Origin of the sequence: Delftia acidovorans NBRC 14950, from assembly GCF_001598795.1 — a bacterium.
GTDB classification, from domain to species: Bacteria; Pseudomonadota; Gammaproteobacteria; order Burkholderiales; family Burkholderiaceae_C; genus Comamonas; species Comamonas acidovorans.
Genome location: NZ_BCZP01000003.1, coordinates 158,835 through 172,097 on the forward strand (window position 1 = coordinate 158,835; position 13,263 = coordinate 172,097).

Below are 13,263 nucleotides of genomic sequence, written 5' to 3' on the forward strand. Positions count from 1 at the left end.
AACGCAGGCGGCAGCCCTGCGCCCTACCCTTTCACGGCAAGCGCCACAGCAACGCCCTCATCCGCAAACCGCTTGGCCGCCTTGAGCAGATAGCTCACGGCATAGAGGATGGGGTCATCGGCCTCGTCGCCATTCAGATGGTCCACCACCTCGACGGCATAGCCTAAATCCACCGCCGTGTCGTGCAGCAGGCCCAGCAGCTCCTTGTCCTGCGGCTCCAGCGACTGCGCCTGATCGGCCTTGGCGTAGTAGATGCGCAGCAGGTCGCGGCACACGCAGTTGATGGCCGTGACCTTGTGGCTGGCGTGCAGCTCCAGCACTTCGAGGGCAGCGCCCAGGTGCAGGACGGCGTCGATGGCCAAGTCGTCGAGGTTGGGTTGAGAAACGGTGCGGATGTCTTGATCCATCGAAGCCTCCTCTGATGATTGAAGCCTGCGTCTCGGCCTCGTACCAAGCTGTGCCCGATGCAAGGCAGCAGCAGCCCAAGATCAACAAAAGAGTTAAATATAACGTGGTTTAAATTGCATCAAAAACTGACGCTCTTGCCCATGCAAAAGCGTCCTGTCAAACGCGGCCGTCCAGTCGGCGCCACTTCATTCGATGCAGACATTGCCCGGGCTTTCGGCGCGGCGGTACGCGCCCTTCGCACCGAGCGCGGCATCTCCCAGGAATCATTGGCCAACCTCGCCGACATCGAGCGTTCTCACATGGGCAAGGTGGAGCGTGGGGAGCACATGCCCACGCTGGTCATCGTGTTCAAGATTGCGCGGGGGCTGGGGTGCAGTGCGGCGGAGGTGATGAGAGCAGCCGAGGACGTGCTGCGAGTTGTAAGTTAGCGTTCGACATAGCGAAGGTCAGCAGTTAGCACCAACCAAGCCAAGCCGAAGAATCAAGTTGGTCGCACTAGAAAAGCGTTGACTCACATGCTCGATACTCAGTGCACCATTTACAGTGTTATCTCCACGGTAGTTATGAAATTTTCTTCACCAAGAGCCAAGCTAGAGTAGCGTCAGATGGCTCACCGCAAGCCCTACTCGCAGGATTACTCCATGATGCATCTACAATCTTGCCTAACGCTGATATATTATCTAGTCAAAGTAAAAAACGCAGACAGTTTTTCCCACGACTTGCTTGAAGATCTGTCTTCTACATAACTCCACTGACTCTCTAGCAATTTTTATATTAACCTTGAAAGACAGAATATGAGCAGATACGCACTTTGGAATAATAAAGGAGGAGTCGGCAAGAGTTTCCTCACTTTCTCACTTGCTTGCGAGTATGCGTTAGAAAACCCTGACGAGGATGTTCTGGTGCTTGACTTATGTCCTCAAGCCAATCTTACCGAGATGTTTCTGGGTGGAAAAGAGGCATCCGCAACGGCTCTCAATGATTTTTATGGAGAGAAACCTCGTCGCTCCATCGGAGGATATTTTGAAGCACGACTAACATCTCCATTTGTCTTACTACCAAGTATCAGCGAATTTCTGTGCAAACCGTCGATTATTAATAATAATATTCCAGAAAATATTACCTTAATGGCCGGCGATAACCTGCTAGAGCTTTTGGCAGAAGCAATTCGAGGAGTCGCGCAACTTCCACTCCCATCAGACGCGTGGGCTAAAGTCATGCGCTGGCTCATTGATTTAGTCCGAACTTTTACAGAAACAAGCACGGCGTCGGATGTTGTTACTTTTGTAGACTGCAATCCCAGCTTTTCAATGTACACGCAAATTGCCTTGTGTTCAGCCGAAAACCTCATAGTTCCCTTCACTGCTGACGACAGTTCTCGCCGCGGAATTGAAAACGTTTTCGCCTTACTTTATGGAATGGCATCCTCAGAGTTACAAGGATATGCTCGCCTTAGCTTTTCCAAGCGCTCGATGGATGAGGGAATCGATCTACCGCGCATCCATACATTTGTGAGCAATAGAGCCACATTCTATCGAGGCAAACCCAGCTCTGCCTTTGAAGCCAAAAGCGCCCCGATTAAAGAGTTGGTTAAAAACGCTTCCATTACTGGCAAACGGCACTTTGTAAACCATAGAAAGCAGTCAGATCTCTTTGCAGAAATGCCAGACTATCACTCTGTCGCAGTTGTGGCATCCTCTGAAGGGTGCCCTCTTTCCAAGATGCAATCAGGACACCATAATATTGACGGTGAAGTTGTACAAGTCAACCTAATCGCTATTAACAAATACCTAAAAGCCATTAACAAGCTCGTCCAAAGGCTCTAATGTCCTCTGCTGCACTGACAAAATTTAAAGAGTCGGTCATAGGTGCCCGAGTAATGCATAGCTTTGTTGGCACAACTAGCACAGCTAGTACCACTCAGGAATTCACCGATCAAGTCCTGCTCAAAGGCGGAGTTGCACTGACAGTAGGTTGCTGGGAAGGATACTTAGAGGAAGTAATTAAGGAGTTTGTATCCAAAACTCGTGTACAAGCTCATAGAAAAGCATGGACACTAATTGTCCAGTTTGAATCTCTAGTTCAGAAAATTACAGCCGAACTTAACACCCCTAGCTGGGAAAAAGCAAGGGAGCTAATTTACAATATCACGGGAATGGACCCCTATGCCTCCTGGATATGGACCCCAAAATTTAACACACAGAATGATACTCAAGCATTCATGAAAGGAATCATGGATGTCCGCCACTCCTTCGCCCATGGTTTCGCCACTCCAAACAACATCCCTGGACTTAACAGTCCAGGAATTCTGGACTCAGCATATTTGCATGATGCAATATTGCTCCTAACCTTTCTGGCAGAAACCACTGACGAACTACTTCGACATGAACTTACCCATCGCCACGGATGCGCCACCGGCTGGAACTAACCTCATATAATTTCAAATCATCCCCCTTTCCATAACAATTCAAAATCATGGAAATTTCAAACCCTCCACCATTAATATAAAAATATTTAAGCAGACATCAGATAAAATACGAGATTCCAATATACACATATTTAGATCTTTTCTACCCAATGGATTCCGCTCTAGGAGATGTAATTGCACTTCATCCAATCGAAGTTGCAAAAAACAATTGACAAATTCTGTCACTCCCCCAAAAACCTTTCTACCCCGATGGTGCTGCTCACAACCACTAGCCGCTCCCCCGGGCCTTCTTGCATGTACAACACATGACGCCAAGCTATGGCAAGCAGCCACCACATGAGTGTCTCTCTAGGTTGTGACACTCACCGTCCCCTGACTGAGCATCACCCAGTCGACCGGCGATTCGTGCGAGATGCCGAGGTAGTGCCGACTGGCGCGATGATGCTCTTTCTGATTGCGGGGGGATGCAGCTGCTGGCGAACCTGCTTCCGGCCGAGCGCTGGAGCGACCGATGCCTAGCCACAGTGAACCGCAACTATATGATCCTGATGCTGCCCCGACTCAGTACACCAACCAACCTATGTAACCCACGGGCTTGGCTACTCCGACATGAATGTCAATCAACGAGCGTACATTAATGGCTGTATTCACTAGCGAGCAGAAATACTTCAACCGGCTGCAATGAATCATTCTCTGCAGGCGCTCTTGCCGACGCCAACGGGCTGCATATTTGTTTTTTCCAATATTTGCTGTACAGCAAATATTTTGGCTAGTAAATTTCAAGGCCCGCCTTGCTCATAATTGCCTGAAAAATTTGATCATCCAATTCACTGCTTAAACCCATACCCTCATCGGAGCAAAACGCGGCAATTGCTTTTTTTGTGTTTTGACCCACGATTCCATCTGGATCACCGGGTCGATAACCAAGGTAGATCAGCGCGCCTTGCACAGCACGGGCTCTAAGGTCTCTAGTGATGCCTGAGCTGAATTTATCAAATTCGTGCTCCAGCTTGAGGTGATATCCCCGCTCGGCATAATTTGGTCCATTATATCGGTAGGCGAATTGATCCCATCGCTCTTCACGCAGAAACTTATCCATTCCTTCATGCTGCATGAAACTAGCCATTGCGGAGAGTTGCATTGCCTCCGACTCGGCCATCTGCTCTGCCATCTGCGAAGCACTCTTGAAGCCTGATGCCTTCGCATTGAAACCCATCACCTGGCCCAGCCCCCAACTCGCACTCTGCATCGCTTTTTCTTCTTTAATACCCCGGCCACGGCACAAATCGATCGCTTCTTGCAAACGCACATATTCAGCCTCGCCCCCCTTGTAGTCCCCAGGAGTACTTGAACAAAGAAGTGGATGACTATCTGCGAAAGCTCCTTCAGTGAGTCTAAAGAAAACATGTTTCTCAAACAAGATTTTTGGTTTTCGCGTAGACAAGAATCCAAATCCTCGACTCTCGACAAGCAAAACAGCCCAAAGCTTTGGCATATCGAATGCGGGATCCATGCCTAATATTTCAAGAGCCGAGTGCATATCGCTTTCAACGAGCGGCTGTCCAACTCCAACAAATGTATTTAACGAAATATTTGGCATGATAACACCTCAAATAGTGGCTGCGGCCTGCTCTAAAAATATACAAACAAAAACTAGCGATTCATTGTTTGCAAAAACCAAATCTTTGAAAAAGATCCACAAGAGGACGGTATGCTATTTTCACCAATGCAAGTTCATAAGAAATCGCTTGGTCAAGGCAGTATTTTCGTCAACGGCCACGCAGCCTTCAGTTCATCTGGTGTACCGTTGAAGACATTAACATCAAGATCCTTCTTGGTTCCCGGGAGACGGATCTGCACCAGCAGCTCGCTGGAAAATTGCCACAGTGTGTAGCTGGGCCAAACACCAGTCGGAAAATCTATGACCTTGGGCTTGAACCGCGCGTACCAGAGAGGGGTATGAGAGAATACGCTGCCCTTGTACTTCTCGGAGATGAGTTTGGCACTTGAATGGTTCGTATACAGGACTGGGTAACGTCCAGTTCGAACCTTTACCCGCTCTATGAATACGATGGCTTCATCGACATTCATGAGCTTCTTGGACTTTGCATCCTCCAAGTCCAACGCTATGAGTTCATCAGGGCCGGGCTTAACGGTGTCAATGTAGAAGTCAGCCTGCTGAAGAGGATTGCCGGCTACGCCCCAATGGTATGAGCCCCAGAGATATCCCCGTTTTAAAGCCTCTTCTTTGCGCTCCATATATGCAGGATCAAGGGACTTTGTACCTATAGTCGCCTTGTGTATCACAGCCACGACACGACGCTCTGTCGCAAGCTTTTCCCAATCAATGGGATTACTATAAAAGGGATCGATCACCAACGCTACACTGGTATCTTTCCACGGGGAATCGAACTCCGTACCGATTGCAGGCATGGACAAGCAAGCCGCGAGAATTGCCGCAATAAAGCGCATACAGATCTCCCCCTTTTAGCTATCATCTACAGTACCACCCACATCGTTTAAGCGCAACCTTCTTTTTTTCGGCACAGGAACTTTAGATATGACCTCTGTATTCCTAGGAATTTTCACAGTCTTATGTCAAAGAAGGATAAGTAGTGGACTTTTTCGGGGAGTCAGGGACCATCTTATCCCCCACGGTCTGTACTGTAGCAAGCCGCCATTGATTTTTTCTACTGGCTTACCCTTGCTGTGCATCTGGCTAGCGCCGCCAAATTAATTAGAGCACCCCATAGGATTGCCAGTTCCATGCTGCTTGCCAAAAGTAAAACTCAAGCAGCACCTACCTTTGAAGGGCACTCGAATGGTTCGCCCAATGATCCGCAGCGAAGGGAGCACAGTGCAGTAGAGCTGATGCCAGATCGGCGAGACAGTTGTGATCTTGACCTGCAAACTAATGCCCGAAATGACAGGGCGTCTACGGCAGGTTACGCTCGTTGGTTGCCTTCATCGAAGCAGATTGGCTGCATCGATCAGCACTTACCCTCCTAATAGGCGGCGTTGCAACCATAGATAGCATGTGAAACGCACTTAACTACCGCTTAAGCGCTTTGCTTGAAGGAGAATATATGTATGTCATCAAAGTTGCTACTCGAAGATGGTAGGGCACTCTGGCGCTCCAACCTCGGAAATTGGGGCATGTTGTATCTGATTTCCCAAGAAATTTCAGCGCCTGATGCACCCCTGCTAATTTGGCTCATCGATATGTCTAATCGCGCATCACCATTCTGTGAATTTGATATTCAAGGCATTCCGGTTTCAGCACGTCAGGAGTTTGGGGCTTACGCATCCCGCGCTTGGGTGAAAATTCAAATTAAATACGGAAGCAATACTTCGCCTCCAGACAACGCATATGCAGCGGAATATTTGCAGCATCTCATACGCATGCATGAAAGCATTGAGGTAGGCGAGCCGCCCTCGACCCTAAATGATTTCGACAAGACAATTGAGTACTGCGGAGCTCATGAAGACTTGGACACACTTTGGGCGGCGCCAGAAGATTACGTCTAGCCGAACTCGGCCGTTAAATCTCGAGCTCCATCAGTACCAGCTTTGCCAAGTGCACACGCGCCCCGAAGAGCTGCGCCCCCTCTTCGCACACACTCCCTCCACACCCCCACCCCATAATCCCGCCCGCAACCCCCAGCCCTCCCCCGGCCCTTCTTGCAGGCACAAGACATGACTTCACTGACCGAGCTGTGGCAGGCAGCCATCACCTGGCTCGCCACCCACGCCGTAACCCCCACCGTCCACTGGCTGGACATCGCCCAGGCGGCCGGTGATCCGCGTGAGATTGCTGAGGCGGTGCTGATTGCCGGGCTGCAGCTGTTCCTGATCGCGGGCGTGATGCGGCCGCTGGAGAGCCTGTTTCCGGCCGAGCGCTGGAGCGACCGGCGGCTGACCACGGTGGACCGCAACTACACGCTGCTGATGCTGCTGGGGCTGTTTCCGCTGTTCAGTTTTCTGGTGCTGATGCCGTTTGCCAGCATGCTGGGCGGCGGGCCGGCGGCCGAGGAGGCGACGGGGCTCAAGCATTGGGTACCGTGGTTTGCGGACCATCCGGTGGCGCTGTTCCTGGTGTACTACGTGGTCTACGACCTGGTGTATTACTGGATGCACCGCGCCCAGCACGTGATTCCCTGGTGGTGGGCCATGCACAGCATGCACCACAGCCAACGCCAGATGAGCTGCTGGAGCAATGACCGCAGCCACTATCTGGACGGCATGCTGCAGTCCTTCATCCTGGCCACGGTGGGGCTGGCGATGGGGGTGGAGCCTTCGGAATTTGCGCTGCTGGGGCTGCTGAGCGAGCTGGTGCAGAACTTCTCGCACGCCAATGTTCGGCTGCGCCTGGGCTGGCTGGGCCGGGTGGGTGAGCGCGTGCTGGTGGGCCCGCTGTTTCACCGCCACCACCACATGCTGCGCGACCCCGAGCGGCCCACGCGCCACAACTGCAATTTTGGGCAGGTGCTGCCCTGGTGGGACATGCTGTTTGGCACGGCGCTGTACACCGACGAACCCGTGCGCCCCACGGGCGTGAGCGACCCCGAGGTGGATGCCGACAACGAGCGCGGGCTGGTGGCCATGCAGTGGCATACGCTCAAGCGGTTCTGGGGGGCGTTTCGCCGGCGCGATGGCTGGCGGCTGGGCGATGTGTCCTTCGGGCCCGGTTACCGGCCCATTCATGACGACGACGGGGCCCAGCCCCACCCTGCGGCCGGGGCGGCTGCGGTGACGGGGGCGGCCGGGGTTGCGCCTACGGCTCCAGGTTCGGCCGCATCAGCGCCTCGAACCAGTCGATGAAAACCGCCAGCCGGCGCGAGCGCTGGCGGCGGTGCGGATACAGCAGCGCCACGGGCATGGGCGCTGCGCGGTGGGCGGGCAGCACTTCCACCAGCTCGCCCGTGTCCAGCAGGTGCTGCACGTCATAACGCGGGATCTGGATCAGCCCCAGGCCTGCGCGGCAGCAGGCGATGTAGCTTTCTGCATTGTTGGTCACCACGCGGCTGGGCACGGCCAGGGTCTGCGGCCCATCCACTCCATCCACCCCATCCACATCGCTCGCCCCACTCCATTCCCAGGGCAGTTCCCGCCCCGTGCGCGGCGAGGCATAGCCCACGCTCCAGTGGCCGTGCAGCAGGTCCTGCGGCTGCTCGGGCAGGCCGTGCTCGCGCAGGTAGGCGGGGCTGGCGCAGTTGATGAGGGCAATGCAGCCCTGCGGGCGCACGACCAGGCTGCTGTCATGCAAGGTGCCCACGCGCACGGCGCAGTCCACGCCTTCCTGCACCAGGTCGATGGCGCGGTCTGACGAACCCAGCACCAGCTGCAGCCCCGGGTGGCGGCGCATGAGCCCCGGCAGCGCAGGCGCCAGCAGGCGGCGCGCGATGCGGCTGGGCACGTCCACATGCAGCCGGCCCGTGGCCTGGCGCGTGCGGGCCTGGAACATCTGCTCCACGTCCTCGGCCTCTGACAGCAACGGGCGCACACGCTCCAGCAACTGGGCGCCATCGGCCGTCAGGCTGACCTGGCGCGTGGTGCGGTGCAAGAGCCTTGCGCCCACCTGCTCCTCCAGCTGCTGCACGGCGGCGGAGACCGTGGCGCGCGGCAGGTCCAGTGCGTGGGCGGCCTTGATGAAGCTGCCCATCTCGGCCACCTGCATGAAGATCCGGTATCGGTCGAGTCGGTCCATGGGACGCAGCATAGTCCGTGCAGCAGTCCTTCTACTTGGCCTACTTGGTGGTGTAGCCGCCGTTGATGAGGATGGTCTGCCCGGTGATCCACCAGCCGTCGCTGACCAGGTGGCGGATGAAGGGCACCACATCTTCGATATGCGTCAGCCCCGAGGGCGAGAACGGCGACAGCGCCGCCGCGCTCTTGTGATAGGCCACGGCGTCCGCGCCTTCCTGGCCGTAGAAGAACGGCGTGTCCATGGGCCCCGGCCCCACGGCCGTGACCGAGATGCCCCGCGCCCCGAACTCCTTGGCCGCCGCCCGCGTGAAATGCTCCACCGGCGCCTTGGTGCCCGCGTAGGAGGAATAGAACGGCGTGAACGCGCCCAGCAGCGAAGTCACCAGGGTCACGATCTTGCCGTGGTCGTTGACATGGCGCCCCGCCTCCTTGAGGAAGAAAAACGCCGACTTGCCGTTGACGGCGGCCATCTCGTCGTACTCCGCCTCGCTGATCTCCATCAGCGGCTTCTTGAGCACCTTGCCCACCGTGTTGATGGCAATGTCCGGCCGGCCCACGGCGTCCACGGTCTCTGCAAAAAGCCGCTCCACGGCGCCAGCGCGCGTGAGGTCACCCTGCAGCGCCACGGCCTCTGCGCCCAGCGCACGCACTGCGGCCACCGTGGTCTCCGCCTCGGCCCGTGAAGACTCGCTGTTGTAGTGCACCACCACGGCCCGCGCGCCGTGCCCCGCCAGATCACGGGCAATCAGCCCGCCCAGATTCTTGGCGCCGCCTGCAATCAGCGCCACCTTGCCGCGAATGGAATGGTCTGCCATGGAAACGCTCCTTGTGCTTGGATGAAGCACCCAGCTTAGGCAGCCCGCCCCCCGCGATAAACCCGCGCAGCCGGGATGGATCATCCAGAAAACCAGAACAATCAGCCGCGCCCAGCGGCTCCTGCCCCGGGGCAGTCCGCTCCGCTCCCCCCTCCCGTATGCCCGCGCCTGCGTCGTGGCGCTTGCGGGGTTGCAAGCCTGCCGAAGGACAGGCTTGCTTCGTGATCTGACTTGCCGCAGTTGTCTGAGCGGAGCGCGAAGCGCGCAGAGAGTTCTGCGGCAAACCCCGCAAGCGCCACGACGCAGGTTGCCCGCAGCGAAGCGGAGGGTCGCGGGCATTCGGGTCGCCTTCTTTGGCCCGGTTTCTTGGCGAGACAAGAAAGCGGGTCGGCCGCCGGGCCGAGACCCGGCCTCGAAAAAACACCCCCCGGCAGGGTCAAGAACAAGCTACACACCGCCCGTGTCCCAAGACATCAGGACAGCTCGCGCTCGTACATATACCTCCGCGACCAAGGCAACGAAGCAGCCCCCTGCCCCGCCCTCCGACAAACAACCTGAAAGATAGACACGTCATCGTGCTCAAACGCATAAGCACACCCCGCCAAATACACCCTCCAAATCCGAAACCTCTCCTCCTCCACCAACGCCCGAATCTCCGGCACACAAGCCTCAAACCGCTCCAGCCACAACTGCAACGTGCGCACGTAATGCCGCCGCAACCCCTCCACATCCAGCACCTCCAGCCCCCCACGCTGCATGGCCTCCAGCGCCAGGCTCAGGTGCGGCAGCTCGCCATCAGGAAACACATAGCGGTCGATGAACGCGCCGCCACCCAGGGCCGAGGCGCCCACGTCCGCATCGGTGGAGGTGATGCCGTGGTTCAGCGCCAGGCCGTCATCGGCCAGCAGCTCGCGCATGTGCGCAAAGTACATGGGCAGGTTGCGGCGGCCCACATGCTCGAACATGCCGACGCTGGTGATGCGGTCAAAGCGCCCCTGCACGTCGCGGTAGTCCTGCAGGCGGATCTCGATGCGGTCGGCCAGGCCTGCGGCGCGCACGCGCTCGGTGGCCGCTTCGAACTGGTTGCGCGACAGGGTCACGCCCACGCAGTGCGCGCCAAAGTGCTGGGCCGCGCGCAGCACCAGGGCGCCCCAGCCGCAGCCGATGTCCAGCAGGCGCTGGCCGGGCTGCAGGCGGATCTTGGTGAGGATGTGGTCCAGCTTCTTGCGCTGGGCGGTGGCCAGGTCCTCGTCGCCGTTCTCGAAGTAGGCGCAGGAATAGACCATGCCCTCGTCCAGCCAGAGGCGGTAGAAGTCGTCGGAGACGTCGTAGTGGTACTGGATGGATTCGCGGTCCGTGCTGCGGCTGTGCCTGAAGCGCCTTGCCGCGCGCGCCGCAAGCGCCAGCCGCCCCGGCCCCTTGCCAGCGCCCTGGGTCTTGGACATGCGGCGAGCCAGCGCATAGCCGAAGTCGATGATGTCGGGCAGGCGGCCGTCGATGTCGATCTGGCCCTTCACATAGGCCTGGCCCAGGTGGTCCAGGCTGGGGTCCAGCAGCAGCGGCAGGGCCGAGGCGCTGCGCACGGTGAGCGTGACGCGCGGCTGCTCGAAGCGGCCGAAGTCGAACTGCTCGCCATTCCACAGCACCAGCCGCGCCGGCAGATCGGCCCGCGCACGCACGGCCTCGGCCCAGCGCCTGAGCTTCTTGTCCCAGAACATCGTGCATCTCCCCGGGGCTGGCGGCGCCCCCTTTGACATGAACCGCATGAACCGCATGAAAAGCAAATGACCAGTCTTGCCGGTTCATGTGACGGCAAGACGTCAGCACGGCAGCCCGCGCCGGTAGCGGATCGATACAGACCCGATGGCGCCCACACCCCGCCAGCGGCCCGGCTTGGGGCACACTGGCCGGCGTTCCAACTGCCCCGGCGCGAAGGCGCCTGCGACAGACCCATGCAAGCCCATGACCTGAGCACCGAACACTGCATCAAGCACCGCAACGAACAACGCAGCACCGGCGGCTATGGCCTGCCGGATTTCAGGAACCTGCCATCGAACTGGAGCCAGTGACGCCATGGCCATGACCCATACCCAGGCGCTGTCCAAGCTGGCAGCCGATACCCTGGTGCAGACCCTGGAGGAAGACGTGGCGCGCGTGATGGCGCGCACGTTTGCGCTGGGCCGGCACGATGCCGCTATTGCGGCCAACTACGGCGGCCATGCCCTGCCGCCCCTGCTGCGGCGCTGGAGCTGCGTGCTGCAGGCCGGTGACGCCAAGGCAACGGCGCTGTACCGGCACAAGACGGCGCTGGCCCTGGCCATCGTGCTGCACAGGAACGGCCTGGCCGATGCGGGCCTGAACGCGGCCGCGTGCACGGCCATCGATGTGCTCAATGCCGAGGTGGCGCTCAGCGATGACTTCTTTCGCAAGTCGGCGCAGATCCGCCAGGACTTTCTGGACACGCCGCCCGCGCCGCCCAAACGCTCGCCGGGCCTGCCCGACAGCCTGACCTTCTACCGCGCGGCCGACGTGGTGGCCATGGAGCTGGACGGGCGCTTCCACGCCCTGTATGTGCACGGCTGCGCCAGGACCAACCAGAGCCCCATCGTCGAGTTCTACGACGCGGTGTTCGACCATGTGCCGCAGATGGCGGAACTGGCCGACGTTCGCGCCCGGGGCCGACGCTACAACGATGGCGTGGGGCGGGTGGCGCGGTTTTCCATATCGGGCCTGAAGTTCCTGCCCGACCCGGCCGGCCAGTTCACCCTGGTCAAGGCCTGCGTGGAGACGCCGCCGGACCCCGGCCATCTGCAAAAGGGTGACTGGCTCTACACGGTGTCCGACATCTTCGAGCTGCAGTCCGAGGTGGACTCCATGTTCGGCCCCGGCGGCAAGCCCTGAGCCTTGAGCCTTGAGCTTTGAGTCCTGGCAGCGGTCTGTTCTTGCCTGTTTTCAAGAGGAAATTCATGACGCATCCCCGGCCTTCCACTCTGCCCTCCCGCATGGCCTTGCCGGCCGTGCTGGCACTGGCTGCCACGCTGGCCCTTGCGGGCTGCAACCAGCGGCATGACACAGCAGCCATGGAATCTGCGCCCGCCCCCGCGCCCATGGCGGGCGGCGCCGGCATGAAGCAAGGCCGCGCCGCCACCGTGCAGGCCGAGGATGCGGCAGCAGCCGCACCAGAGACGTCGGCGCAGGACGAGATGGCCCAGCGCTTCCTGGCCGTGCGCCAGGAGCTGAACGTGGAAGTGCCGCAGGCGCAGCTGGCCGATGCCTGGGGCCAGGTGCGCGACCTGTGTGCCACGCTGCGCTGCGAGCTGCTGTCGGCATCCCTTCTGCGCGAGACGCCCCAGCAGCCCGGCAACGCCATGCTGGAGATGCGCGTGGCGCCGGCCGATGTGCAGCGGCTGCTGGGCACGCTGGCCGGCGTGGCCACCATCGTGTCGCAGAACACCATCAGCGAGGACAAGACGGCCGAGGTGATCGACGTGGAGGCGCGCATCAGGAACCGCACCGAGTTCCGCGACAGCCTGCGCCTGATGCTGCGCGACACCACGACCAAGCGCACCATGTCCGACCTGCTGGAGATACAGCGCACGCTGTCGGACACGCAAGCCGAGCTGGACGCCATGGCCGCCCAGCGCAAGGTGCTGGAGCAGCAGACCAGCAAGCAGCACATACAGATCCAGTTCACGCCCACCCGCGCCCTGGTGCAGGGCGGCACCAGCTACAGCCCCATAGGCCGCGCGCTGCGCGATGCCGGCCATGTGCTGGGCGAGAGCATGGCCGCGCTGATCACCTTCGTGGCGGCCGTGCTGCCCTGGCTGGTGCTGGTGGTGCTGCCGCTGGGCTGGGTGCTGCGCGCGCTGTGGCGCCGCAGGCGCGCCAGGAAGGCCTGAGCGGCAC

At 58.8% G+C, this 13,263-nt stretch carries 13 protein-coding genes; 7 read left to right on the forward strand and 6 right to left on the reverse strand.

What is annotated here, in order from left to right; all coding sequences use genetic code 11:
- Positions 1-23 precede the first annotated feature (23 nt).
- Positions 24-407: a hypothetical protein gene (locus DA1_RS05150; protein WP_034391360.1), complete on the reverse strand. Its 384-nt coding sequence runs from the start codon at positions 405-407 to the stop codon at positions 24-26.
- Between the two features lie 141 nt (positions 408-548).
- On the opposite strand from DA1_RS05150, the gene DA1_RS05155 reads away from it, so the two are divergent.
- The 3 genes from DA1_RS05155 to DA1_RS30240 all read left to right on the forward strand — a co-directional run bounded on the left by DA1_RS05155 (position 549) and on the right by DA1_RS30240 (position 2,836).
- On the forward strand, positions 549-836 hold the full coding sequence (locus DA1_RS05155) for a helix-turn-helix domain-containing protein (RefSeq protein ID WP_034391358.1): 288 nt from the start codon (positions 549-551) through the stop codon (positions 834-836).
- Between the two features lie 366 nt (positions 837-1,202).
- The gene (locus DA1_RS29470) at positions 1,203-2,234 is read left to right on the forward strand and encodes a ParA family protein (protein WP_080736817.1); all 1,032 of its coding nucleotides are present in this window, start codon (positions 1,203-1,205) and stop codon (positions 2,232-2,234) included.
- Positions 2,234-2,836 carry a HEPN domain-containing protein gene (locus DA1_RS30240; protein WP_155294189.1) on the forward strand — a complete coding sequence of 201 codons (603 nt, stop codon included), beginning with the start codon at positions 2,234-2,236 and terminating at the stop codon, positions 2,834-2,836. Before DA1_RS29470 ends, DA1_RS30240 begins: the two co-directional genes overlap by 1 nt.
- A 769-nt stretch (positions 2,837-3,605) precedes the next feature.
- On the opposite strand, the gene DA1_RS29475 is transcribed toward DA1_RS30240, so the two are convergent.
- Positions 3,606-4,436 (reverse strand): N-acetylmuramidase domain-containing protein, encoded by an 831-nt coding sequence (locus DA1_RS29475; RefSeq protein WP_080736816.1) that lies wholly within the window; start codon positions 4,434-4,436, stop codon positions 3,606-3,608.
- A 152-nt stretch (positions 4,437-4,588) separates the two neighbouring features.
- Positions 4,589-5,308 (reverse strand): glycoside hydrolase family 25 protein, encoded by a 720-nt coding sequence (locus DA1_RS29480; RefSeq protein WP_080736815.1) that lies wholly within the window; start codon positions 5,306-5,308, stop codon positions 4,589-4,591.
- A gap of 684 nt (positions 5,309-5,992) precedes the next feature.
- Here DA1_RS29480 and DA1_RS30245 point away from each other — a divergent pair.
- On the forward strand, positions 5,993-6,364 hold the full coding sequence (locus DA1_RS30245) for a hypothetical protein (protein ID WP_155294188.1): 372 nt from the start codon (positions 5,993-5,995) through the stop codon (positions 6,362-6,364).
- 168 nt (positions 6,365-6,532) lie between these two features.
- Positions 6,533-7,657 (forward strand): sterol desaturase family protein, encoded by a 1,125-nt coding sequence (locus DA1_RS05170; protein ID WP_034391352.1) that lies wholly within the window; start codon positions 6,533-6,535, stop codon positions 7,655-7,657.
- Here the strand turns inward: DA1_RS05170 and DA1_RS05175 are convergent.
- The 3 genes from DA1_RS05175 to DA1_RS05185 all read right to left on the reverse strand — a co-directional run bounded on the left by DA1_RS05175 (position 7,611) and on the right by DA1_RS05185 (position 11,075).
- Positions 7,611-8,543 (reverse strand): LysR family transcriptional regulator, encoded by a 933-nt coding sequence (locus tag DA1_RS05175; protein ID WP_034398284.1) that lies wholly within the window; start codon positions 8,541-8,543, stop codon positions 7,611-7,613. The two genes, DA1_RS05170 and DA1_RS05175, sit on opposite strands and share 47 nt — an antisense overlap.
- A 40-nt stretch (positions 8,544-8,583) precedes the next feature.
- Positions 8,584-9,357 carry an SDR family oxidoreductase gene (locus DA1_RS05180; protein WP_034391351.1) on the reverse strand — a complete coding sequence of 258 codons (774 nt, stop codon included), beginning with the start codon at positions 9,355-9,357 and terminating at the stop codon, positions 8,584-8,586.
- A gap of 473 nt (positions 9,358-9,830) precedes the next feature.
- The gene (locus DA1_RS05185) at positions 9,831-11,075 is read right to left on the reverse strand and encodes a class I SAM-dependent methyltransferase (RefSeq protein WP_034391349.1); all 1,245 of its coding nucleotides are present in this window, start codon (positions 11,073-11,075) and stop codon (positions 9,831-9,833) included.
- Between the two features lie 355 nt (positions 11,076-11,430).
- Here DA1_RS05185 and DA1_RS05190 point away from each other — a divergent pair, with 355 nt between their 5' ends.
- Both DA1_RS05190 and DA1_RS05195 read left to right on the forward strand, forming a co-directional pair.
- Entirely contained in the window at positions 11,431-12,258 is an 828-nt protein-coding gene (locus DA1_RS05190) for a hypothetical protein (protein ID WP_034391347.1), read from the forward strand.
- A gap of 65 nt (positions 12,259-12,323) precedes the next feature.
- Entirely contained in the window at positions 12,324-13,256 is a 933-nt protein-coding gene (locus DA1_RS05195) for a DUF4349 domain-containing protein (RefSeq protein ID WP_034391346.1), read from the forward strand.
- The last annotated feature ends 7 nt before the right edge of the window (positions 13,257-13,263 follow it).

What these genes read in the sequence shown, in the direction of transcription:
- DA1_RS05150 (WP_034391360.1), bottom strand. Translation starts at nt 407, where the DNA reads ATGGATCAAGACATCCGCACCGTTTCTCAACCCAACCTCGACGACTTG.
- DA1_RS29470 (WP_080736817.1), top strand. Translation starts at nt 1,203, where the DNA reads ATGAGCAGATACGCACTTTGGAATAATAAAGGAGGAGTCGGCAAGAGT.
- DA1_RS29480 (WP_080736815.1), bottom strand. Translation starts at nt 5,308, where the DNA reads ATGCGCTTTATTGCGGCAATTCTCGCGGCTTGCTTGTCCATGCCTGCA.
- DA1_RS05155 (WP_034391358.1), top strand. Translation starts at nt 549, where the DNA reads ATGCAAAAGCGTCCTGTCAAACGCGGCCGTCCAGTCGGCGCCACTTCA.
- DA1_RS05175 (WP_034398284.1), bottom strand. Translation starts at nt 8,543, where the DNA reads ATGGACCGACTCGACCGATACCGGATCTTCATGCAGGTGGCCGAGATG.
- DA1_RS05180 (WP_034391351.1), bottom strand. Translation starts at nt 9,357, where the DNA reads ATGGCAGACCATTCCATTCGCGGCAAGGTGGCGCTGATTGCAGGCGGC.
- DA1_RS29475 (WP_080736816.1), bottom strand. Translation starts at nt 4,436, where the DNA reads ATGCCAAATATTTCGTTAAATACATTTGTTGGAGTTGGACAGCCGCTC.
- DA1_RS05195 (WP_034391346.1), top strand. Translation starts at nt 12,324, where the DNA reads ATGACGCATCCCCGGCCTTCCACTCTGCCCTCCCGCATGGCCTTGCCG.
- DA1_RS30245 (WP_155294188.1), top strand. Translation starts at nt 5,993, where the DNA reads ATGTTGTATCTGATTTCCCAAGAAATTTCAGCGCCTGATGCACCCCTG.
- DA1_RS05190 (WP_034391347.1), top strand. Translation starts at nt 11,431, where the DNA reads ATGGCCATGACCCATACCCAGGCGCTGTCCAAGCTGGCAGCCGATACC.
- DA1_RS30240 (WP_155294189.1), top strand. Translation starts at nt 2,234, where the DNA reads ATGTCCTCTGCTGCACTGACAAAATTTAAAGAGTCGGTCATAGGTGCC.
- DA1_RS05185 (WP_034391349.1), bottom strand. Translation starts at nt 11,075, where the DNA reads ATGTTCTGGGACAAGAAGCTCAGGCGCTGGGCCGAGGCCGTGCGTGCG.
- DA1_RS05170 (WP_034391352.1), top strand. Translation starts at nt 6,533, where the DNA reads ATGACTTCACTGACCGAGCTGTGGCAGGCAGCCATCACCTGGCTCGCC.